The following is a 23,149-nucleotide window of genomic DNA, read 5'->3' on the forward strand; positions in this document are numbered from 1 at the left end:
CTAACTATTGCTTAATCAAAACCCCCAACCCTACGTTGGGGGTTTTTAGTTTATCCTTTAAAAAAGCCAAATCACCTTAAATAACCAAAAACAACCAACTCGCTCAGCAAAGCATCGCAAAAAAGATTAAAATAACCGGTTTACTATGCTGTCAGCAATTTTTCAGCGATAAGTCATCATTTTTTATATTGGGCGAATTATGTCAGACAACACTAAAACGGTTTTATTATCGACCATAGCTTCTCAGAGCAAACAGCTTCCTAGCACTATTGATACAGCGACACTTCTAATCAAATGCAAAGATCAGGCAGGTATCGTACAGGCAGTCTCTGAATTCATTCATCGTTATGGCGCTAATATCATTACGCTTGATCAGTATTCAACGGCGCATGAAGGCGGTCAATATTTTATGCGTTTAGAGTTTGCCTTGGCAGGATTAAGCGATATTATCGAGAATTTTGAGGCCAGCTTTGCGCATACGGTTGCTAAGCGTCATGATATGGATTGGCGTCTACATAACAATGCAACGAAGACCAAAGTGGGTATTTTGGTATCTAAGTTTGATCATGCGTTGTTAGATTTATTATGGCGACATCAGCGTGGACTGCTCGATTGCGAGATTACTTGCGTGGTCAGCAACCATCCTGATTTACAGCAAGCAGTACAGAATTTTGGCATTACTTTCCATCATGTGCCAGTGACCAAAGACAATAAGGCAGAGGCAGAAGAGCAGATTCATAAGTTGATGGCAGGTAACGACTTGTTAGTATTGGCGCGCTATATGCAGATATTGTCATCAGATTTCGTCAAACGTTGGCCAATGCAGATTATCAATATTCATCATTCATTCTTACCTGCGTTTGTGGGTGCAGATCCTTATCGTCAAGCTTACGATAAAGGCGTCAAGCTGATTGGCGCAACAGCGCACTATGTGACTGCTGAGCTTGATCAAGGGCCTATCATTGAGCAAGACGTACACCGTGTAACACATCGCCAAGGGGTGACAGAATTGCGTGCTATCGGCCGTGATATCGAACGCAACGTATTAGCACGTGCCGTAAACTGGCATGTGCAAAACCGTGTGATTGTGGCGGGTAATAAGACAGTCGTATTTAACTAAGAAAAATTAGTAGTGAGTCGGCTAAAAATATAAAAAAGGCGGTCCGTAACTATTGTTGCTGACCGCCTTTTTTTGAACATATATTTTATAGGAGCATTTCTAAGACGAACTTGCTACCAACAAAGCCAATGGCTAATAGGATAAAAGCATAAATAGTGATGTTGGCTGCACGTTTGCCTCGCCAGCCTGCACGCCAGTTACCGAATAGTAGTACACCAAATAATAACCACGACAGTAGACTAAAAACAGTCTTATGCACGATATGCTGCGCCATCAAGTCTTGCACATAGATAAACCCAATCCCCAGTGCGATACTGAGCAATACAAAGCCCACCAACAGCATATCGAATAATAAACTCTCCATACTTTGCAGGGAGGGTAGCTTATTGACCCAAAAGCGGTGAATGGTATGATGCTTGAGCTCACGTATTTGTAGACGTAGAAATAGCGCTTGTACCGCCGCCATCAACAGCACACAATAGGCAGCTAATGATAATATGATATGAATTTCAAGCCCAATACTGACATCAGTTAGTGGTTGATAAGGGGCACGGCCGACATAGCCGACAGTCATACCTATTAGCGCAGTGGGTGCAGCCAAAATGCCAAGACTAAGAATAGGGCGGTATAAACAGAACAACAGGTAAAAGAATAAGAAAAATAAACTGGTCAAACTGATTATATTGAATAAGTTGAAATTTAAACCATACAGCGTCACAACGTATGGATATAGCAGTGCCGCATGTGCAGCCATGCCAACCAGCAATAAGCCCAAACTGAGGCTTTTGTGGATAGGTTTGTCCTGAACCAGCGCCCAACCAATATGGATACTGACTAAGATATAAGCCATGCTAGCAAGTAAGAATGCAAAGTGCACAGATAAAAAGCCTCATCTTATACTGAGCATAAACTGCCGCTCAATGTGTCGCTAAAGTGGTATTATCAGAATGATTAGAATAATCGTCCAATTTATCATAAAATGGGTGCCAATTGAGCACCATCTTGCTTATAACTTATAAATGATCGGCAGTGCTACATAGCGCAAAACATAAAATATGTCATCTGTAAAAAGTTAACTACAATTATAAGCGCTGTGTCCTTTGCGAAACGACTATAAGTTTTGAGCCATGTTAATGCTATAGTATTGATAATATAATTCTTTTATCATGTCCCTTGTCATGCAATATCCTAATATCTTATAGCGTATCCTAATATTATTTATGAACCATTTTAATGGTTTGATTTAGAGTTATTTTAATTGCGTATTATTTAATTGAAAACCATTTTAATTGAGAGTTATTTATGTTTGATACCTTAACAGAACGCTTATCGTCGAGCCTACGTAACATCGTCGGTACCGGACAGTTGACCGAAGACAATATCAAAGACACGCTACGTGAAGTGCGTATGGCGTTGTTAGAAGCCGATGTAGCACTACCTGTAACCCGCGACTTTGTCAAACGCGTCAAAGAGCAAGCGCTTGGTGCTGAAGTGCTAAAAGAGCTAGCGCCAGGTCAAGCCTTTGTCAAAATCGTACACGACGAGCTGACCGAAATGATGGGCAGTGCCAATCAGCAGTTAGAGATGACAGGTAAACCGCCTGTGGTCTATTTGCTAGCAGGTTTGCAAGGTGCGGGTAAAACGACCACAGCTGGTAAATTGGCCAAATATCTACAAGAGCGTCAAAAGAAAAAAGTCATGCTGGTATCGGCCGACGTCTACCGTCCAGCGGCGATCAAACAGCTTGAGCAAGTCGCCGGTCAGGTAAATGCCAAGTTTGTGAACTCAAGCACGGATGAAAATCCAATCGATATCGCAAAGCGTGCGATTGAAGAGGCCAAAATCCAGTATCAAGATATCCTTATCATTGATACGGCAGGTCGTCTACATATCGACGATACCATGATGGATGAGATTAAGGCCCTAACGGCGGCGGTCAATCCCTCTGAGACACTATTCGTCGTCGATGCAATGACGGGTCAAGATGCCGCCAATACCGCAAAAGCCTTTAATGATGCGTTGCCATTGACGGGTGTTATCTTAACTAAGACTGACGGCGATGCACGAGGCGGTGCGGCGCTGTCTGTACGTGCTATCACCGGCAAGCCAATTAAGTTCTTGGGTCGCGGTGAGAAACTTGACGAGCTCGAATTATTCCATCCTGAGCGTATCGCGCAGCGTATCCTTGGTATGGGCGACGTACTGAGTTTGGTCGAAGAAGTTGAGCAGAAAATCGACCGTGATAAAGCCGAAAAAATGGCGAAAAAGATGCAAAAAGGCGGTGATTTCGACCTTGAGGATCTATTAACCCAGTTCCAGCAGATGAAAAGTATGGGCGGTATGGCAGGCTTCTTAGATAAGATGCCAGGTATGAGCGGCTCAGACATGCAAAAAGCCGTCGAAGATGCCAAGCCAGAAGAAAAAGTACGTGAGATGGAGGCGTTGATTAATTCAATGACGCCATTTGAGCGCAAAAACCCTGATAAGATTAATCCAAGTCGTAAGCGCCGTATCGCTGCAGGCTCAGGTCGTGAGATTCAAGATGTTAACCGTTTGCTCAAGCAGCACAAGCAAATGGCAAAAATGATGAAAATGATCTCAAAGCCTGAAGGCATCAGTAAAATGATGAAGTCTATGCAAGGCCTCATGGGTGGTAGCAGCGCAGGCGGTGGCGGCCCATTGTTTGGCGGCGGTCAACCAGGCGCTAAAGACGTGAATCCAGAACAAATGGCCAAGCAAATGGGACTGGATCCGAACAATATGCCGAGCACCGAAGAGATGCAAAAGCAGATGCAAGAAATGCAAAACCAAGCGCCAAAGAAGTTTAAAACACGCTTCTAAGCCATCGTGATGTATACTGAAAGTATTTTATATAGGCCCTAAAGCTACCTAAGCTTTAGGGTTTTTTATGGTTAGCTATGAATAAGTACAGATGAATAAAGTGTGGAAAAGCGTAGAAATTGATAAAATTCATTTAGCCTAAATGCTATGATAGGCGCTGTTTCATTCTGTCTAAATTTTGATAGTACATAAATAATAAATGGCTATTAAAAATTATTAAAATCTGACAAACCCATTTAGAACGCCAAAAGTAAAAGCCGAGGTTGTGATGTTTTTAGCAATGGATACCGTGTTCGATCAGTGTTCGATCGCGATTTTAGATTCGAGCGGACAGGTACTGTCGAACCATACCGAAACAGGTAAACGCCAGCAAACTCAGCAGATCTTACCGATGATTGATGCTGCACTATCTGAGGCGCAGCTACGTCTTGCTGATATACAGGCTTTAATATTTAATCGCGGACCGGGTGCGTTTAGCGGTATTCGTATCAACACGGCAGTGGTGCAAGCGTTGTCTGTCGCGCATGACTTGCCTTGTGTTGGTGTCTCTAGCCTACAAGCGATTGCACAATCTGCGTATCAGCAGTACGGCCTGACACACCTATACAGCGCCCTTGATGCTCGTATGCAGCAAGTTTATTTTGGACAGTACGAGTTGATAGTTGACGAGCAGTTAGGTTATAGCATCATGCAGCCAGTATGGGCTTATGGCAGTGATAGCACTGAGCAGCTATTGGATTATGATAGCCAAACAGCACTGAATCTCCCTATCGCGGGGAATGGCGCGATGCTATTAGCACGACATGATCAGCAAGTGTGCCATGAAGACGTTTGGCCAGACGCTGTTATCATCGGGCAGCTTGGTGTTGCCCAATTTGCAAACGATGGTGGTACGGAGGCGGCGCAAGCGCTACCAAAATATCTACGTAACCAAGCTTGGAAAACACTTAAAGAGCAAGGTAAGTCATAACTATTGCATATTTTTTAAGCACTAATCAATATAAAACCAACGTCAACACAGGACAGCCAATCGGCCTGTTTTTAGGAAAGTCATTGTGGATATACTGTTATTCGTTCAAGCTGTCATCATGGGTATCGTGGAAGGTATCACAGAGTTTTTGCCCATCTCCAGCACGGGGTATTTGATTTTATCAGCCGATGTGATGGGATTTTGGACCAAAGAAAAAGTCGATTTGTTTGTGGTTGTTGTACAGCTTGGTGCTATTTTGGCGGTGATATACGACTATTGGGGCAGACTGTGGCAAGCACTGATGGGGTTAATCACAGGCAAAGCGGACGGCATGACCAATCCTAGGCAGCTGGGACTCAGTCTCATTGTCGCGACCATTCCTGTGATGATTGTTGGCTTTACCTTTGCTGATGAAATCAAAGCGTATTTATTCAATCCTATTGTCGTTGCCATTATGCTCATCATCGGCGGTCTGCTCATATTCTATGTGGAAAAGCGCCCTAAAACCATCATTGCAGAAGAAGCAGAAGATGTCAGTATAAAAACGGCCTTAATGATTGGTCTGTTTCAATGTTTGGCTTTGATACCAGGGACGTCGCGTTCGGGAGCCACTATTATTGGGTCGCTATGGCTTGGGGTCTCACGTAAGGCATCTGCTGAGTTCTCATTCTTTTTGGGTATTCCTGTCATTGTAGGCGCGGCATTATTAGATCTGCTCAAACACGGCGATGTACTGAGCAATCGTGAAGACTGGTTGGTATTAGGTGTTGGAACCATCGTGTCGTTTGTCGTGGCGCTACTCTGTATTCGCTTACTGGTAGCATGGGTGAGTCGCCGTGACTTTACCATTTTTGCTTGGTTACGCATTATCACGGGTGTTATCGTGTTGGTCGCGGCTTGGGGCTTTGGTTACCAAATGGCGGGCTAGATTTGTACGATGGCTTGTAATGCTATAGGTAAAAAGTAAGCAGTTATAAGTAAAAAGGATGATGGTTATGACAGCGCTGCATCACACAGATAATAAGTCAGGTGACCTTGTACAGTGCCAACTGTTCTATGTGAATGACAACCAACAAGCTCAGATTGAGCGCCTACAATCATTGATAGCTGAGCATAAATTACCCATCGTCTTAAAGACTGAGCTCTCCACGGAGAAATTAACACAAAAACGTCGCCAGCAACTGAGCCAAACATCCTCTCAACTTATTTTGCTGCTTGATGAAAAAGATAAGCTATCGTGGCTTAGTGATGGACTGAGCGTGTCACCAGAGTGGGATAAATTGCAACGCCGCGTGGTGAGTGCTGGTCGTAAGTCGGAGCTATTACTGCAAGCAGCAAAGATTACCGCAGATAGCCGTGTTATCGATGCCACGGCCGGCTTTGGCCATGATAGTTTGATATTGGCCAGTACTGGCGCACAAGTCATTATGCTTGAGCAGCAGCCGCTAATGGCGTTGCTGTTACTTGCAGAGCAGCAGCGTATGAGTGCGCAGTCTAATTGGCAAAAGCTCATGAGTCGCCTACATATTATCAATACTGATGCACTGAGTTATTTTGCGAGCCTAAAAGCTGACGATATATCGAATGATGGCAATACAGTCTATGTGGTGTATTTAGATCCCATGTTTCCAGAGGATAGCTATCAAGACAATAAGACAGGCAAAGGCGCAAAAGTTGGTAAGCACATGCAGGCCTTGCATCAATTGGCTCGCCCACCAACGCTAGATGAAGAGCACCAACTGCTAAATAGTGCTAAGGCAATTGTGAGTCGAAGCGCGCAAGGACAAAGCCGCGTGATCGTCAAGCGGCCACAATTTGCGCCACTACTTGCCGATGAGCCTGCTAGCGAAAGCTGGCATAATGAAGCCGTGCGCTTTGATGGGTATTTTGCCTGACATCGGTTTTTTGAGGATTATTTCATAGCCACTGTTTGTGATAAATAAGTGGATAAGTATAGATATACGCAATCCATTGACTTGAGTATTTAGAATACATGTATTCAGGAGCAGGAAATGTCAACGCTAATCATTTGGGTCATGGGTGCAGGCTTATTGTTGGTCAATATCATGCTGCGCACTCGGATTCTTCGGCTTGAAGCACGTTTAAAGGAATTGAGCAGTCCACAAGAGCAATTGGCATTTTTGCGGCAACAAGCAGAACACAAAGATAAAATCCCTGCGATTAAAGCGTTACGTAAACAGTATCCTGAATTGTCTCTAATTGAGGCGAATAACTTATGGCAACAAATCTAACGATTAGGGCGTGTCGCTAATTCAAACGTTTATCACCATTTTTAAAATAGCGACACGCCCTAGCAAAAAAGCATATAACACTCTTTATTGACGATAATAAGAAGCCATGACATTCAAAGACAAACTACAAGCCTATATCCAGCTCACGCGTTTTGATAAACCAGTGGGTATTGAGCTGCTACTATGGCCGACATTATGGGGCGTACTGTTAGCTGCCATGGGTCAAGCCCAGCAGCAAGGAGTTACAGCAGGTCTGCCAACGCTCAAGATATTTGCGATATTTGCCCTCGGTGCGATATTTATGCGCGCCGCTGGTTGTGCGATTAATGATTTTGCGGATCGTAAAGTAGATGGTTATGTGACTCGCACCAAAGGTCGTCCATTAGCAGATGGACGTCTATCTGGCAAAGAAGCCATTGCTGCATTTTTGGTACTGGTATTACTCAGTGCCAGTTTGCTGTTTTTCTTACCCGTTGCCGTATTTTATTGGTCATTGGGTGCTGTTGTATTGGCCTTTATTTACCCCTTTATGAAACGCTATACCCATCTGCCACAAGTATTTTTGGCAGCGGCGTTTGGCTGGGCCATACCGATGTCTTATGTGGCGGTGCAGGGCGCTCCCGATATTTGGTGCTGGCTATTATTCTTTGCTTATATGTGCTGGACGGTGGCCTATGACACGCAGTACGCAATGGCTGACCGCGCGGATGATCTCAAGATTGGGGTCAAATCAACGGCGATATTATTTGGGCGCTATGATGTGATTATTATCTCAATCCTGCAAATGCTATTTTTGCTGATGATGGGCGCGGCTATGTGGCATTACTTTGCCCCAACAACGCTAGGCGTGACACCCGTATTCGGATTGGCATTGGTGGCGATGATGTTTGCCAAACAAAACAGCGCTTGTGCCAGTCGCAATGCGCAGGCTTGCTTTCAGGCGTTCTTAGCCAATATCTGGGTAGGACGCTATGTTTTTGCCCTCGTTGCAATTGCTTGTATATGGACGACTCTAAATGGATAAATTTAAGAAGTTGCCGAGATTTAAAGCAAAGAAATCCTCTGATACAAATGGCTCAGTCGTCGATTATCAGGCAAAACTTGCTGAGCAGGGACTGACACGCGAGCAAGTCATTGCCACTGAGCGTAAACTGGCAAAGTTTGCTAATACAATGGATTCTCTTGTCCGCGTGCCTTTTACCAAGCAAGGCATGGGTGCCGATACGGTGCTCTCTACCATTCCTCTCGCAGGGGATGTCGCAGGACTGATACTAACCAGCTATGCTTTTATATTGGGTCGTCAGCTGGGTGTTCCTGCCGATAAAATGACACCTGCGGTCAGACTGGCGCTGATTGATATGGTGGTCGGTATTGTGCCGGGCATTGGAACATTGCTAGATATTTTTATTCGTCCTAGCCGCAAGACATTGGGTATCGTACACGAGCATTTGCATCAGGAGTATGGCATCACTGAAACCATGCATATGGATCGGCCTTTTTTACATCAATCACTAGAAGACAAGCAGCAAAGCCGCTTTGGTGCTTTTTGGCGAAATCCAATAGTGGCTTGGCTATACTTGCATATCCCTGACATGTTGGGACTCATCGTGATTGTATTTGTTGGTTGGGGGATATGGACGGCCATAAGTTGGTTGGTCGGACTTTTTGGTCAATCAACTGGGTTTGGATAAATAAAATCATCTACCAGAAAGTTAAGTAAATACGAGTGAGTAGAGACCAGTAAATAGAGATAAAAAAGCGGCAACGATAGTAACGTTTGCCGCTTCTTGATTATTTAAGATAAGACTTTCAAAAAGGATACAATTAGCACTTATTCAGTGACGACTTCTGCTTCAGCACTGACTGCATCAAAGCTAGTGACGGTATTGTTTTGGATAAGATCAATGGTGCCGCCACCTGCATGACTCACCAGTTGGACGTTACCGTCAGCTGAGCGATAAGTGGGGTTGTTACCTTGTCCTTCTGGTGCGCTGAGCGTCATTTTTGGCTGGTTGGGTCGAGTGACGATGGCATTGAGCAACCCTGCAGCTGACGTTTCAAAAACGACCGATAAGGTGTCGCCTGCTTCACTTTTGTAACGGACATCAGTGATTTGTGCGCCTTTAATGGCCTGTTCTGGATTGGGCGATGTAGCAGTATTACTTGGTGCAGCGACAGTGCCTCCAAGGTCTTGTTCCAGTTCAGTCAAGCTCACATCGCGCTCTGAATCAGTAGCAGTCTGCGCTAAGTTCGGTACCTCCTCTATACTGTCATCCGCCGCTTCATTGACATTGATATTTGTCGTTACTGGCGTTGTCTGTGTTGACGTTTCAGATGGTGTTTCGGCAGATTCTTCGGGTTCTGGCGTTTCTTGACAGGCAGTCAGCAAAAACACACTCAAAAAAATAGCAGGTGCACTGAGGCAGTAAGTGTTAGCGTTCAAAAAGCTGAGCCGTTTTGGTAAAAAGGTTTTCATAGTCAGGTTTATCCGTTAATAGCGCGCTATATCAATGTGGCAATTTGCAAGGGTCAACCTGCCATCTCATCACTATATAGTATTACGTATTGATTGTAATGACCAGCTTACGCTGTCCGCCATAACCCTTCAAGTCTCTGTGCTCACATAAGTAAACTCCTTGCCACATCCCTAAACCCAAGACACCATCTATCAGAGGAATGGTTAAACTGACACCTATCATTATGCTTTTGAGATGCGCTGGTAGATCATCGGAGCCTTCTAAGGTATGACGGTACTCTTGCTGATCGGCTGGGGCGATTTTATTGAGCCAATCCTCTGTGTCCAATCTTACATCTGGGTCAGCATTTTCATTAATGGCGAGACTGGCTGACGTGTGTTGCAAAAACAAATGAACCAGCCCCGCTTTGGCACTGGACGGTATGAGCTGAGCAATGGCTTCCTCGATGATAGGCGTGATGACATGAATACCACGGGCATAAGTAGGTAGGGTAATGGTGGTTTGATGATAGCTCATGATGCTTATCTCATTGTCGGAATGAACATTAAATAAAGATATCACAAGATAATATGAATCGTCGAAATCGTTGTTTTGATGTACATGAATATCATCCTAAATGATATTAAGTGAGCGGTGTTTGCAAACGGGTACGATTGGGCGATAGACGTGCGAGCATTGCATTAGATAGTGGCGCAAATGACCCTAGCATCATACCCGCTAACGCTTCAGCGCAGATGGGTGCCAACGCATAACCTTTTGCACCCATTGCACTTATCGTCCAAATTCGCTGACTGTTGGTTAGTTGCCCAACGATTGGATGATAATCCGGTGTCTGAGTGCGAATGCCAGCGCGCCCTTGCCACAGGCTAGTATCGGCTGGCACGATAGATTCCATCTCAGGAATGGCAGCAACGAGCTTGTCCCGGCTAATCTGATGTTCTTCATCTCTTAAGTCCGTATCTGTATCGTTGCGGATAAAACTTGCGCCTAATAATAGATATGGCTTGCCAGCGGTGACAGTATTTAGCTCATCATCCCCTGCTTTTGCGTTAAAGGGCGCACAGTAACCACTATATTTAAGCGGGATTTTTGGCAAATTTATCAGTTGCTCTAGGCTAGGACGAAACCAAGACAGTTGACCACGAATTTTACGGCAATCAAAAATGCGCTTATCTAATTGATGACTCTCAAAGGCGGCGCAAATAACGACATGATCAGCAAGAATAGAGACAGTCTCCTGATTTTGATCACTGCCTTCAATACACACTTGCTGTTCAGTTTCGTTAATCTCACTCACTTCTAATTGCTGAAAGCGAATGAGCGGATGTGTCAATATAATAGTTTTCAATGCTTGCGGATTGACCAAACCAGACTGTGGTAAGTATAAGTTCTCTGATAAGTCTTGCTCTTTTATTCCACTAATATTCTGTGCTTGCTCATGGGGTAGGGTGGTTGCCATCTCATCAGGATAATCTTCGATTTGCTCGGTGCCAATATTGGCTTTCACCAGTAAATCAAGCGCTCCAGTCGGCTCCAGTACTGGCGCTGTATTGAGCTGTGTGGCTTTCTGATTAAGGTCTCGATATAGCCTGCTGCTATAAAGATAACCGATGGTATGCAAATGTTCATCAACGTGGTGAATTGGCGTCATTTTTAGGGCAAGCAATGCTCGAGGGTTGCCTGAAGCGCCAGCCAGAGGCGCCGTTTTGTCTAATAAAGTGACCGCAATGCCGCGATTGGCAAGCGACCAAGCCGTTAGCAACCCTGAAACGCCTGCACCAATGATGGCAGTGTGATTAAAGGTGCTATCTGTTGTTATCTGCTCCGCATCGTGGCTTTCGTTATCACAACTTTTATTATCACTAGTAACGTCAATATGGTTTGTATCGGTCATGATGGCGGTGAGCATTTCTCGCTTTCGACCAAAACCTTTTACCTTTTTGATGGCAAAGCCATGTTCCTTGAGCCCGCGCTTGACGATGCCTGCGCAGCTATAAGTAGCGGCGGTGGTATGCGGACGCGATAGGCGCTGCATCTGTGTAAAGATACTGTCAGCCCACAAGGTACTGTTGCAAGAAGGCGCAAAGCCATCCAAAAACCACGCATCGATATGAGGCTGAGGCGCAGACTGCTGAGGGCGCTCTATTGCCAGTTTGCTAAGGCTCTGGGCTGCATCACCAAGCCATATATCGACCGTCAGATTATCATAAGAAAAGTCCAAACGATGGCAGCCTGCGATAAGAGGCGGATACGCAGCCAAAAGTGGCTCAATCAACGCTACAAGCTCAGGCGCACGCTGACCCCATAGGGCAAGTATGTGCGTCAGATCTGCAAGCGGTATCGGGAATTTTTCAGTGGTAATGAAATGTAGGCGGGCATCTGCCAGTTGTGGGTAGGTATCGCGCAGCTGTCGCCATAACTGCCAAGTCGCCAATAAGTTAAGCCCAGTACCAAAACCCAATTCGGCAATCGTAAAGCATTGCTTTGGTACAAGGCCTGCCAAGCGATCAGGCAGCTGATTGTGCTCTAAAAATACATGACGTGTCTCTGCCAGACCATCCGCATGCGAAAAATACACATCGCCGAACTCACCAGACACTGGCACCATATTGCCAGTATCATCCATTTGCCACTCAACCTTGGCAGGTGTGATAATGTTTAATGGTTCAGCGTTTGTGTGATGAGCGATAGACATGGAAACTTCTTAGTAGGATGATTTACTATAATAAAAATGTTCTTGATGACAGAATCAAGTTCATAAAAATACAATGAGACGTCGCAGAATAGAGCAGGTCAAAGGCTAAATCTATAAAGAGCGCATTGCTTACCAGCGATCACGGCGAACGAACACCAGCCACGAGATAAAAATACCCACCAATAAACTGATTAAAACGGTAAATGCACCATACAAAAACAGCTGACCTTTGCTCTCATAGACTAAAACGTTTGCTTGGGTCTGCAAGTCGTTCACTTGGCGTTGCAATTGTGCATTACGGCTGAGTAGTTCTTGATTGGCCTCGGACAGTGCTTTAGTAGACGGTTGCAACTGTGCTGCCAGAGTATCATTGATATCTAGTGCTGAACTTGTTGCTGCATCGCCTACAGCAGGTTGATTTATAGGGGCTACTGTAGGATTCGCTGCATCTGCGTTGGGTGCCGTTGGCGCGGCTTGCACTGATACTGCTGCCATCAGTAACAGGCTAGCCAAGCTACTTTTATAGAATCGAGTATTCAACGTAAAGACCTTTTGACTCACGACGCGGCTACTTTATCAGTGGGCGCAGGCAATGCTTGAATAAATGGCTTGATATCCACGTGACTATAGACGCCATCACGTAAATAAGGCTCATCGTTCGCCCACGCTTGTGCCGCCTCGATAGAGTCAAACTCAGCAATGATTAAGCTGCCTGACATATCGCTCTTGCCATGTTCGATCGGCGTTGGGCCTGCAATCACCAGACGATCTTCACGACTTAGCGCCTGTAATCGCTCAATATGTTCAGCGCGAGTAATCAGACGCTGTGCGCTGCTATTAGCCACATCATGACCAATAATGACAAATAAAGACATGGAACTTCCTTAGTTGATAATAAAATGTAATGATTGATTTGAAATGCATCGTATAACGCTAACGGCTGATTACTTTGAGCTCTAAAAGCAGTTTTATCAATTATAAGACAGTAGCTGCAATCAGCGCATAACTGTTATTTAGTGGTTTTGTCCGTCAGCGCAGGGTTGAGATGCTTTTTGAGTACAGCAAACTGAGCCACGACGAATACCAGCATAATCGGAATCCAGCCATAAGTCTTGAAGTTAATCCACGCTTCATCTGACATGGTAAAGGCTGTAATATAATGGAGTACAGCAATGAGGGCGAAGAAAAGTGCCCAAGCAACGGTCAGTTTTTTCCAACCACTAAGTGTTAAAGTAAATACTTCTTTCATTGCTAGCTGCATTAATGGCTTATTGATAGCGGCACTGACAAACAAGGTCAACGCAAAAATACCATTGATAATGGGCGATTTCCAGCGCAGGTAGATGTCATCACGCAGCAGCAATGTACCACCGCAAAACAAAATGGTTAATAGTAAGACGACCCATTGTTGCTTATCAAACTTGCCTTTTTGGCGAATAAAGTGAATGGCATAAACAACGATAGTAGCGACGAGCAAAGCCCCTGCCGCTGCCAAAATACCGTTATAACGCGCCGCGATAAAAAAGGCAATCAAAGGGATAAAGTCTAATAATGCTTTCATAGCAAAGGTTGTGTCCAACAAAAACGTATGGGTAGTTTACACGTCTACTGCCGCAAAAAAAAGCAATCAACACGATAATCCTGCGATATAAGCACCCGATAGAACAATCCTTTCTTATTGCGAGCAATGACCATAGCGCTAACCAAATATAACCATCAAATACAGCAGCAATAGTCGCTAAATCCAGAGAGTTGGCTCAGACATTATCATTAATAATAGCAATCAATAGCAACCAATATGAATAGTGACTATCTACTACTAAATTGTTTATACGCTTATTTTTTAAAACATTAAGGTTCATCTTATGAAATACGACTTACATTGTCACAGTACCTGTTCGGATGGTACTTACGCACCAACTGAAGTAGTAAAGCGCGCGCACGCAGCGGGCATCAATGTACTGGCCTTGACCGACCATGACACGCTAGCGGGCATTGATGAGGCAAGAGAAGCCGCTAATGCTTATGATATACAGCTGATCAATGGGGTGGAAATCAGCTGTGAGCACACATTGAGCGGTGGCTATGGCAAAAACAAATCTACCAATAAGATCATCCATGTGCTGGGACTGGACTTTACTGATCGCGACAAAATGCACGCCACTCTGCAGCAACTACAAGACAGTCGGGCCACACGTGGTCAGCGCATCACCGAAAAGCTCAGTGAGCTGCTGGTTATAGATTTCGATGAGTTGTGGCAAGCCGTACTCGATAAGGCAGGGGGTAATCCGCAAGCCGTTGGACGCGCACATATTGGGCAGATATTATTTGAGCGGGGCGAGGTCAAAACCGTTCAAAAAGCCTTTGATAAATATTTGGCAGATAATAAGCCTGCTTATGTGGCGATCGAGGCGTTGACGATGCAGCATGGGATTGAGTTGATTCATGCTTGTGGTGGTCGAGCGGTGCTCGCGCATCCCACGCGTTATCAGCTATCGGCCACACGAGTGCGCAAGCTGATTGGGGAGTTTGCTCAGCTTGGCGGTGACGCTTGTGAGCTACCAGCCACAAGTGAACCAATCAGCACGCGCAGAATGGTTGATCGTAGTATTGCCGAGCACAATCTTGTCACCTCGATTGGCAGTGACTTTCATGGTAGCAATATGCCGTGGCGTCGTTTGGGTGATGTGCCTATTTTGAATGAAGACCAACAAGGGGTTTGGGAGTTGTTTAACACGCCTGCTTAGTCTGATGGTTTTATCATGTTTTATGGACATTTTAGCGGTTAGTCACTTTTGTGTTTCGTCGCCAAGATGACTGAGTCTTTTATGTGAATATCATGACGCTCAAAACTGTATATTCAAAAACTGCTGATTGATAAATAAATGTACAAAACAGATTGATAATACAGACAGAACTTGTAACACTTAAAGGGATATCTAGAAAAGTTTATAAAAGGTATGACGCCCTTTAACTCGATTAACTCGATCACAATGCCTGTAAAGTCAGTGCATTTATATTTTCTGCGGTAGCCCATCTATGGCTGTGTCGGTCTCTCATCTTGGATACAAAAAGCTCTCTCAAATGATTTTTGAGTGGCAAGCGGCTGACAGAACGTCATTGATGGCGTTATTTATTGTCATGGAAGTATCCTTGCATTGGCTGTGGTGTCTGTTCGTTTGGTGGCGACAAGATGCGCTCCATGCCTATGTCAATATGCACTATCTGTACCCACTATGGCTGGGAATCAGCGTAATGGGTTTATTTTTCTTATGTATGGTCAAATATTTGCCGCACTCTGGAAGTAGGCGGGATATTTTAGACAGATGGCAAATCGCACTAGTACTGACTTATACGTTCTATATTGCTACCGTCATCGTGGTGATAGGTTATAGCAGCTTGTTTGCTGGAGTATCGCTAGTTGGCGGTGCGATGCTTGGCATGATGCTCATCAAACGCCGCTATGCTTGGCGCATGTTTTGGCTACAAATCATACTTATGTTATTGGCCATTACCTCGCCCTATTTTGGTATCACTTTACCCAATCTACGTCAGTTGACCGTTATCCACCCGTTACTAGAAACTCATAATTATTTGACTTACAACGAGATTATGGCGGTTGAAAATGCCGTTGCTGCTTCAGCGTTTGAAAACAATGTATTAAGTTGGGATAGTATCACTGAGATACAGCGTTCATCAGCTTTTTTTTGGCGCTCAACCCATTTATATTTAGCATTCCCGAAAGCGATTTTTATCGTTTATATATTTCGTGCTTTGCTATTGGTTTTAGATGATAGTCGGCAAGAAACCTTGCAGTATGCCAATCAAGATGAGCTCACGAAGCTAAAAAACCGTCGCTACGGCCTGAAGAAAATGAAGTATGCGTTGTCAACGGTACGAGACAATGAGGATTTGAGCGTGATGCTCTTTGATTTGGATTGGTTTAAACGCATCAACGATAACTATGGCCACGATGTGGGGGATCAAGTGTTGATCGAAATATCGCAGACGCTATTGCAGTCGTTATCAGATGAAACCATCATTAGCCGTTACGGTGGTGAGGAGTTTCTGGTTGTGCTACCAGATACGTCGCACGATAGTGCAATGGTGATTGCGGAGCAATTACGGCTTAGTATTGCTGAGCATATCATCAAGGTCGGTGATGTGTTTGATTTTAGCGTGACAGCGAGTTTTGGGCTGTATACCTTGACCCATCAAGAAAGAGCTTGCATTGTCAAAAACTATAAATCTATTTTGGCAAAAAAAGCCCAGTCTCAATCAAGTGCATCACCTCTTATCAAGCCGATTGCCACTCAGCGCGCTGAGAGCCAAATGGCATTCATGCAAAAACTGCCTAGCGACATCTGCCAACGTTTGATTAGCGCAGCAGATAAGGCTCTTTATGAAGCCAAGCACCGTGGACGCAATCAAGTCGTCAGTGCCAACCATATGTTTGCTGAAAAAAATGGTAGTATCCATTCACTCTACAAAAACCGCTAGCTGCCCCTCTGCACTATCAATAACTCAATCATGAATCCATCTGCTGAACCAAACTTGCTAGCATGCTAGTGGCAAAGCTACCAGTGGTCAACGTAAAGCTCAATACCAATATCTGCTCATCCGACCACTCCCAGCTTAATTGCTCAATAGGCAGTCGTAATGATCGTCTTTGCGCTTTAATATCACGCTGCTCCAATCCCATTGCTAGCTGCATGAGTAATGGGCTGTGTTGTACAACTTCGTTTTCTAACGCGGCTGCACTGCCACTGACTTTGTCATTACCTGTACCCCAAAGCACAGCAGTTGGATGAATATCGCCGCTACTCATACGAGCGCGTAACGTATCGTCTATCTCCTCACTGGTAAATATCGACCCCGAACCATCCAGATTAAATACTTCCCCTGCTAGGCCAGTGTTCCAGCTGCCATTACGAACTCGCGCGGCTAGTATCTCATTGAATATCAAGCTACGGGCTGCCGACAGCTCCATCGTATTTTGTTCGCGTGGCGCACGTTTGCGTTTGCTCTTTTTGGGTTGCGGCTTTGGCTCGCGCGCTGGACGGGCAAATAGCGACAACGCTTCTCTAACATTATTACCCTGACGACCAAAACGCTGTGGGCCAAAGTAGTTAGGCACACCTGTTTCATCGATGCGTGCTAAATGCTCCTCGACGCGTTGCTTAGCCGTCTGCTGAGTAGATAACGATTGCTCAGTTGATTCAGTGTTTTCATCATCATTCGTAAACTTAATATCACGCAAGGTAATGATAAATTGATTGGCACGGTGGGTACCGCGATTGAGTTTTTTATTATGCCAGTGCTGCGCCAGAATAACGACAGATTCATGCTCGCCAATATCTATCGGCGCAAACTCTGTAGGCGGCAACTGCTTTTTGGGTATACGCAGACTAAACCACTGGGTCGTCACCGCATGACGATCCTTCAGTCCTGAGTAACCGACATCACGTAGCGGTATGTCTGCCCACTCTGACAACAGTTTTGCCAGATACGCGGTGTTCATGCCTAGTTTTTTAATATGCAGCCATAGATGCTCACCATCACCTGTCAACTCTAGCGGGAGTATTTCGTTGACCACAAAGTCGGTGGCATCTGCTTTATAAGTAGCTTGCTTTATCGGTTGAGGCTTTGGCTGCGGCAAGTTTGCGGTGTCAGTGACAGCGCCAATATCAATAACACTGAGATCAAAACTGTCGGCAGCCTGATTATTTGTATCGCTATCTGAGTCACTATCTAAGATGGACTGAGGAGCAGAGTTGTTTTCAATATCGTTAGAGGTGTCTTGAGGAGTCATAAAATAGTCTTTTATTGTGTTTATTTATAATAAATGGAGATAGCAAAGACGCTGATAAAAACGGCGCAATTACGTTTTGCAACGCAGCAAGCATACAAAAAAACATCGTATATGCTGCGCGCTTGCTACTATCAATGCATAAAACATCAAAAATAATAAGGTAGGTTGAATCGCTCTGAATGGTTAGGGCTATTTTCAACACGCTATCATCAGGAACTCATTATAACTGTTAAGGAAGCATTATGACCAAGGCGATGATCAACACAGTCACGATAACAAAATCGGATATTCCAAATGGCGGTATGAAATCGTACAAGCAAGAAGACGATAGCATCATTTTAATCACTCGTGATGACGATGAGTTCCATGCATTCGATGGTAAATGCCCGCATGCGGGTGCAGATTTGGGCAATGGGTTACGCTGCGGTCATCGAGTGGTTTGTCCTTGGCATCATGGCACTTTTGATAGTACTGATGGTTCGCTGATAGAGCCGGTTGCGATGAAAGGCTTGACGCGCTATAGCGTGACTAGGCAAGGCGACAACTTAATCGTTGATACGACTAGCAATATCAACGAGCGAGCAGATAACGATCAGCTCGCTGATACGCATACCATCATCGTCGGCGGCGGCGGTGCAGGTTTTATGACCGCGCATCAATTGCGCCAAGGTGGCTATGGCGGCAAAATCACCATGATTAGCAAAGATGACAAAGCTCCTTATAACCGCCCATTATTATCGAAAGCATTTTTGGCAGGGAAAATGGATGAAGATAAGCTATTATTGGGCGGATCAGATTGGGCGAGTAGCAACGATATTGATCTGCACCTGAATCAAACGGTCAGCGAAGTATTGCCCAATGAGGCGACCATTGTCATAAAAAATGAAAACGGCGACAGCACGCGGCAGACAGCGGACTTCTTAGTGGTGGCAACAGGGGCGTCGCCGATCACTCCGCCTATCAAAGGAGCAGAGACAGATGGCGTCTATACCTTGCGTAGCATGGCAGATGCCAAATTGATCAAAGCGGCCAGTCATGACCAGCGCGTAGTGATTATCGGTACAGGTTTTATCGGTATGGAGACCGCTTCGGCATTGGCGCAAGCAGGCACGACTGCTTCTATTACCGTGATTGGACAAGGCAGCCGTGTAATGAGCAATATCGTCTCAGAAACGGTGAGTAACGCCTTAATTAAGCTACATGAAGAAAAGGGCATTAACTTTGTGTTCGATGCAACCGTCAATGAAATCACTAAGATTGAGCGTCAAGTGGACAAGGATGGAGATAGCAATAATCAGGCTTTCTCAAATGTAGGCGGTGTGACGTTGGCGAATGGCGAGCATATTGATGCTGATATTGTGGTCTTGGGCACAGGTGTGTCACCACGTACAGAGATATTGCATGAGATCAATGATCCAGATGGTGTACAAGTTGACGCTCATCTACAACTGCGCGATGGTATCTATGCGCTCGGTGATATTGCCAAACCTACCAACCAAATGGGTCGTATGCGTATCGAACATTGGCGCGTGGCGTTGCAGCATGGCATGGTCACGGCAGCCGCAATACTAAATAATGACAATGTCGATTCGCTAGAGGCGCGCATTCCCTTCTTTTGGACCATGCAATATGGCAAAAGCCTACGCTATAGCGGTCATGCGCCAACGCCCGATCACAATATCCTATTTGGTACGCCAGATACGCTCGACTATATCGAATATTATTTTGATGACGAAGGTGCGGATACACGTGCGAGTGCGGCAAGTACGCTTGGACGTGATAAAGAGCTGGTTGCTTTCTCTGAACTATTACGCCGAGGTCATGCACCAACGCGCGCACAGCTTAATGCAGGGTTTGATATGATTGACCAGGCGCATGCATTATCGCGCTAGTACTATAGACAGATAAGTATTAGTATTTAAGCTGGCTTAGGAAACTAGGCCAGTTTTTTTATAAATAAAAAAGGAACACTATAATATGAATAAAAGTAATTTGAGCAAAGATGCCGTATTTTTACGTCAGGCTGACGCGAGTGATATTGGCGCACTTGAGCGGTTATTAAACTGCTGCTATCGAGAGACAGCGGGCTGGACCAATGAGGCTGACTTAGTCGGCGGTATCCGTATCACGCCAGAGGAGCTGGCGAGTACGATTAATAATCCCACACACTATCTGTTTGTCTATCCAAAAACCACGACAGGTGAGCGTGATGCAAAAGAGACAGGTGAAATACTTGGTTGTATCGCTGTCGATATAAAAACTGATGCCAACTCAAACAAAAAAGCCTATATCGGTATGTTTGCCGTGCATCCTGAACTGCAAGGGCAGGGCGTTGGCAATGAGATATTACAAGCGGCAGAGACGTTTGCCACACGACATCTGTTATCAACTGAAAATGGCACTGATAAACAGCCTGCACGCTTAACCATGTCAATCTTGAGCCATCGGCCTGAGCTTTTGGCTTACTATCAGCGCCGTGGCTATCAGTTAAATGGTAATAAAATACCGTTCCCAAATGATGGTAATAATGGTGAGCCAAAACGCGAAGATTTAGAGTTATTGGAGTTAGAAAAAAGGGTCAGTGCATAAGCCCCTATCTTGGTGGCCCCCAAAAATGCCCAAAAGTCATAAACAGCCCAATGCTGAGCAAGATAAATGCCACGATAATTAAGCGCTTGAACCAGTTAAAAGCGGGCACGCGCGTGGCATTATCATCAGACATGAGAAAAGCGAATAAAAATAGCAAACTTCCTGCCAAGGTCATGATGCCTAAGCCCACGGGTAATATAAAAAGGTAAATCTGCCACACAGTCATCTCGCAACGGTCATTATTAAACGCATCATAGCAGTATCAGGATTGTGCCGTCTGTATGTGGTTTTACACTAAAGCAAAAATAGACAATAAAAAAGGCGATTTGTTAAAAATAGCCTTTCTTCTCATTCAGTCTGTCTAACGCATCGTCACAAACTCTTCTGCACCGGTTGGATGAATAGCAACGGTATTATCAAAGTCAGCCTTAGTCGCGCCCATCTTCACTGCTACGGCAAACCCTTGCAGCATCTCATCGACACCGTAACCGATGCCATGTAGGCCAATGATTTTCTCCTCCTCACCTAAGCACACCAGCTTCATCACGCACTTTTGGCGATGCTGCGTCACCGCGCTATACATCGAGGTAAAGGTCGAGGTGTAGCACTTGATGTTGTCTTTGCCATGTAGCTCCACCGCGTTAATCTCTGACAAGCCAATCGTACCAATAGCAGGATGAGTAAAGATTACCGTTGGTACTAAATCATAAACCAAATGCTCGTCAGTCTTATCATTGAACAAGCGCTCAGACAGACGCCTACCAGCGGCGATGGCGACTGGTGTCAGATCAATGCTGTTTTCGATAATATCACCGACCGCGTAAATACCATCGACATTGGTATTTTGGAATTTATCGACTTTGATTTTGCCAAACTCGGTGGTTTCTACGCCCGTTACTTGTAGGTTGATGTTGTCGGTTGAAGGCGCGCGCCCAATCGCCCAAATCAGACAATCAACCGTATCTAGCGTACCATCTTTGGTAAATAGCTCTAAGCTGCCATCTTCGTTTTTATTGACCTCAGTGAGCGTAGTGTTGGTGTGCAAATGAATGCCGTCTTGCTCCATCTCTATGAGCAAGGTCTCAACGATAGTGTGATCAAACGAGCGTAGCGGAGAATGCTGACGCACGTATAGATGTACCTCAGCGCCGAGGCTGTTCAGCACGCCTGCGATTTCAACAGCGATATAACCTGCGCCTGCGATAGCGACGCGTTTGGGCAAATGAGTCAATTTAAAAAAACCATCAGAATCGATACCGTGCTCTGCGCCTGGGATATCAGGGAAAATAGGATGACCGCCCGTCGCAATCAAAATATGGTCAGCAGTGATTTGCTCGCCATTGACCTCAACCGTATTGGTATCGACGAATTTAGCAAAGCCTTTAATCACTTCCACGCCATTTTTGGCTAAGTTATTGTCATAAGCGCGATGAATATTCTCGATGTACTGCTGACGGCTTTGAATGAGTTTTTGAAAATCGAAATTCTTTAACTCAACCTCGAATCCGTAGTCTGGCGCGTACTTCTCAATCGCCTCAGCGACTTGCGCGCCGTACCACATCACCTTTTTGGGTACGCAGCCCCAGTTGACACAAGTACCGCCTAATTGCTCAGCTTCGATAATCGCGCACTTTTTGCCATAGCTTGCTGCACGGTTAAGCGAGGCAATACCGCCACTACCGCCACCAATGGAAATATAATCATAATGTTTTATCATTGTTGAGATCTCTTTATTAAGTTTTGGTACAATTTCGACCTTATAGTAATGGGTATAATAATAAATCTTACAAGTTGTTGACCATGCATTAAGTGTGCTTGATGATACCATGAAGCGTAAATAACGTTAACATTGATAAGAAAAAGGGAAAACAAATGCATATCGCTATCCTGACGTTGACTTTCTCCTTGCCCGGCTGCAGCTCTTTAAAAGAAAAGCGCCAACGTATGGGCGGACTGCACGCCCGCTTTGGTAATACACCAAGCGTTGCCGTCTGTGAGAGCGGCGAGCGCGATCGACACGACGCCAGCGAATGGACTTTCGTCATCGTTGGTCTATCTAAACGCGAGGTTGAATCGCAATGTAGTCAAATCGAGGAAAAGATAGAACGTATAGTAGACGCGCGGATGATGAATGTTGAGCGGGAGTTTATTTAGGTGGGGTGGGTTTATCTTATGGAGTATGGGAGCTAATCCCGCTTTTCGCTCATATCTTGGCTAGCACAGAAGCGGGCGCTAAGACTAGAGTCGTTCCAACATTCGAGCGACCACCTCTAGCCAAGCGCCCGCAACTCTGTGCGTCCCCAAGGATAACCGCTACAATCGGGGCTAAACCACTCCTCAAGGTGACTATTTAGTGTTGATCATTATTTAGTATGATAGTATTTACTTCGAAC

The 23,149-nt window shown here is 45.1% G+C and carries 23 protein-coding genes; 13 read left to right on the top strand and 10 right to left on the bottom strand.

From position 1 onward, the window contains the following. The first annotated feature begins 199 nt into the window (after positions 1–199). Positions 200–1,120 carry a formyltetrahydrofolate deformylase gene (purU, locus tag PSBA01_RS07875; protein ID WP_228724539.1) on the top strand — a complete coding sequence of 307 codons (921 nt, stop codon included), beginning with the start codon at positions 200–202 and terminating at the stop codon, positions 1,118–1,120. Between the two features lie 85 nt (positions 1,121–1,205). On the opposite strand, the gene PSBA01_RS07880 is transcribed toward purU, so the two are convergent. Continuing rightward, the gene (locus tag PSBA01_RS07880; protein WP_102091933.1) at positions 1,206–1,970 is read right to left on the bottom strand and encodes a cytochrome C assembly family protein; all 765 of its coding nucleotides are present in this window, start codon (positions 1,968–1,970) and stop codon (positions 1,206–1,208) included. A gap of 452 nt (positions 1,971–2,422) precedes the next feature. Here PSBA01_RS07880 and ffh point away from each other — a divergent pair, with 452 nt between their 5' ends. The 7 genes from ffh to PSBA01_RS07915 all read left to right on the top strand — a co-directional run bounded on the left by ffh (position 2,423) and on the right by PSBA01_RS07915 (position 8,874). Then, positions 2,423–3,961: a signal recognition particle protein gene (gene ffh / locus PSBA01_RS07885; RefSeq protein ID WP_186473759.1), complete on the top strand. Its 1,539-nt coding sequence runs from the start codon at positions 2,423–2,425 to the stop codon at positions 3,959–3,961. Positions 3,962–4,229: 268 nt separating this feature from the next. After that, a complete protein-coding gene (tsaB, locus tag PSBA01_RS07890) occupies positions 4,230–4,931 on the top strand; it encodes a tRNA (adenosine(37)-N6)-threonylcarbamoyltransferase complex dimerization subunit type 1 TsaB (protein WP_186475485.1) in 702 nt (233 codons plus the stop codon). Positions 4,932–5,016: 85 nt separating this feature from the next. Further along, positions 5,017–5,859 carry an undecaprenyl-diphosphate phosphatase gene (locus PSBA01_RS07895; RefSeq protein WP_186473761.1) on the top strand — a complete coding sequence of 281 codons (843 nt, stop codon included), beginning with the start codon at positions 5,017–5,019 and terminating at the stop codon, positions 5,857–5,859. Between the two features lie 67 nt (positions 5,860–5,926). Further along, a complete protein-coding gene (locus tag PSBA01_RS07900) occupies positions 5,927–6,826 on the top strand; it encodes a class I SAM-dependent methyltransferase (protein WP_186473762.1) in 900 nt (299 codons plus the stop codon). A gap of 117 nt (positions 6,827–6,943) precedes the next feature. Further along, positions 6,944–7,183, top strand: coding sequence for a hypothetical protein (locus tag PSBA01_RS07905; RefSeq protein ID WP_186473763.1), 240 nt, complete (start codon positions 6,944–6,946; stop codon positions 7,181–7,183). Between the two features lie 106 nt (positions 7,184–7,289). Continuing rightward, positions 7,290–8,207: a 4-hydroxybenzoate octaprenyltransferase gene (gene ubiA / locus PSBA01_RS07910; RefSeq protein ID WP_075107205.1), complete on the top strand. Its 918-nt coding sequence runs from the start codon at positions 7,290–7,292 to the stop codon at positions 8,205–8,207. Then, positions 8,200–8,874 (top strand): DUF4112 domain-containing protein, encoded by a 675-nt coding sequence (locus PSBA01_RS07915; protein ID WP_058024618.1) that lies wholly within the window; start codon positions 8,200–8,202, stop codon positions 8,872–8,874. The genes ubiA and PSBA01_RS07915 overlap by 8 nt, the downstream gene beginning before the upstream one ends. Before the next feature lie 140 nt (positions 8,875–9,014). Here the strand turns inward: PSBA01_RS07915 and PSBA01_RS07920 are convergent, their stop codons facing one another. From PSBA01_RS07920 to PSBA01_RS07945, 6 genes are all read right to left on the bottom strand, one after another. Further along, positions 9,015–9,659 (bottom strand): hypothetical protein, encoded by a 645-nt coding sequence (locus tag PSBA01_RS07920; RefSeq protein ID WP_186473764.1) that lies wholly within the window; start codon positions 9,657–9,659, stop codon positions 9,015–9,017. Positions 9,660–9,741: 82 nt separating this feature from the next. Beyond that, positions 9,742–10,176 carry a secondary thiamine-phosphate synthase enzyme YjbQ gene (locus tag PSBA01_RS07925; protein WP_186473765.1) on the bottom strand — a complete coding sequence of 145 codons (435 nt, stop codon included), beginning with the start codon at positions 10,174–10,176 and terminating at the stop codon, positions 9,742–9,744. Between the two features lie 106 nt (positions 10,177–10,282). Beyond that, positions 10,283–12,355, bottom strand: a complete 2,073-nt coding sequence (gene mnmC / locus PSBA01_RS07930) for an FAD-dependent 5-carboxymethylaminomethyl-2-thiouridine(34) oxidoreductase MnmC (RefSeq protein ID WP_186473766.1) — start codon at positions 12,353–12,355, stop codon at positions 10,283–10,285. A gap of 129 nt (positions 12,356–12,484) precedes the next feature. Next, entirely contained in the window at positions 12,485–12,850 is a 366-nt protein-coding gene (locus PSBA01_RS07935) for a hypothetical protein (RefSeq protein WP_228724540.1), read from the bottom strand. 62 nt (positions 12,851–12,912) lie between these two features. Continuing rightward, on the bottom strand, positions 12,913–13,230 hold the full coding sequence (locus PSBA01_RS07940) for a YciI family protein (RefSeq protein ID WP_071003108.1): 318 nt from the start codon (positions 13,228–13,230) through the stop codon (positions 12,913–12,915). 134 nt (positions 13,231–13,364) lie between these two features. Continuing rightward, a complete protein-coding gene (locus PSBA01_RS07945; RefSeq protein ID WP_186473770.1) occupies positions 13,365–13,916 on the bottom strand; it encodes an inner membrane-spanning protein YciB in 552 nt (183 codons plus the stop codon). Positions 13,917–14,220: 304 nt separating this feature from the next. On the opposite strand from PSBA01_RS07945, the gene PSBA01_RS07950 reads away from it, so the two are divergent. Continuing rightward, positions 14,221–15,102, top strand: a complete 882-nt coding sequence (locus PSBA01_RS07950) for a PHP domain-containing protein (RefSeq protein WP_186473772.1) — start codon at positions 14,221–14,223, stop codon at positions 15,100–15,102. Positions 15,103–15,394: 292 nt separating this feature from the next. Further along, positions 15,395–16,855 (top strand): sensor domain-containing diguanylate cyclase, encoded by a 1,461-nt coding sequence (locus PSBA01_RS07955; protein WP_186473774.1) that lies wholly within the window; start codon positions 15,395–15,397, stop codon positions 16,853–16,855. 28 nt (positions 16,856–16,883) lie between these two features. On the opposite strand, the gene truD is transcribed toward PSBA01_RS07955, so the two are convergent. Beyond that, entirely contained in the window at positions 16,884–18,167 is a 1,284-nt protein-coding gene (gene truD / locus PSBA01_RS07960; RefSeq protein ID WP_186473776.1) for a tRNA pseudouridine(13) synthase TruD, read from the bottom strand. 242 nt (positions 18,168–18,409) lie between these two features. Between truD and PSBA01_RS07965 the strand changes: the two genes are divergently transcribed. Continuing rightward, entirely contained in the window at positions 18,410–20,059 is a 1,650-nt protein-coding gene (locus PSBA01_RS07965; protein ID WP_186473778.1) for an FAD-dependent oxidoreductase, read from the top strand. 85 nt (positions 20,060–20,144) lie between these two features. Continuing rightward, positions 20,145–20,756 carry a GNAT family N-acetyltransferase gene (locus PSBA01_RS07970; protein WP_186473780.1) on the top strand — a complete coding sequence of 204 codons (612 nt, stop codon included), beginning with the start codon at positions 20,145–20,147 and terminating at the stop codon, positions 20,754–20,756. Positions 20,757–20,760: 4 nt separating this feature from the next. On the opposite strand, the gene PSBA01_RS07975 is transcribed toward PSBA01_RS07970, so the two are convergent. Together PSBA01_RS07975 and gorA are read right to left on the bottom strand one after the other, a co-directional pair. Beyond that, a complete protein-coding gene (locus tag PSBA01_RS07975; RefSeq protein ID WP_186473782.1) occupies positions 20,761–20,982 on the bottom strand; it encodes a hypothetical protein in 222 nt (73 codons plus the stop codon). Between the two features lie 135 nt (positions 20,983–21,117). Beyond that, positions 21,118–22,473 carry a glutathione-disulfide reductase gene (gene gorA, locus PSBA01_RS07980; RefSeq protein ID WP_186473784.1) on the bottom strand — a complete coding sequence of 452 codons (1,356 nt, stop codon included), beginning with the start codon at positions 22,471–22,473 and terminating at the stop codon, positions 21,118–21,120. A 155-nt stretch (positions 22,474–22,628) separates the two neighbouring features. On the opposite strand from gorA, the gene PSBA01_RS07985 reads away from it, so the two are divergent. Further along, the gene (locus PSBA01_RS07985; protein WP_186473786.1) at positions 22,629–22,910 is read left to right on the top strand and encodes a DUF503 domain-containing protein; all 282 of its coding nucleotides are present in this window, start codon (positions 22,629–22,631) and stop codon (positions 22,908–22,910) included. The last annotated feature ends 239 nt before the right edge of the window (positions 22,911–23,149 follow it).

The sequence above is a fragment of the Psychrobacter sp. KCTC 72983 genome (genome assembly GCF_014280455.1).
Classification (GTDB): domain Bacteria; phylum Pseudomonadota; class Gammaproteobacteria; order Pseudomonadales; family Moraxellaceae; genus Psychrobacter; species Psychrobacter pacificensis.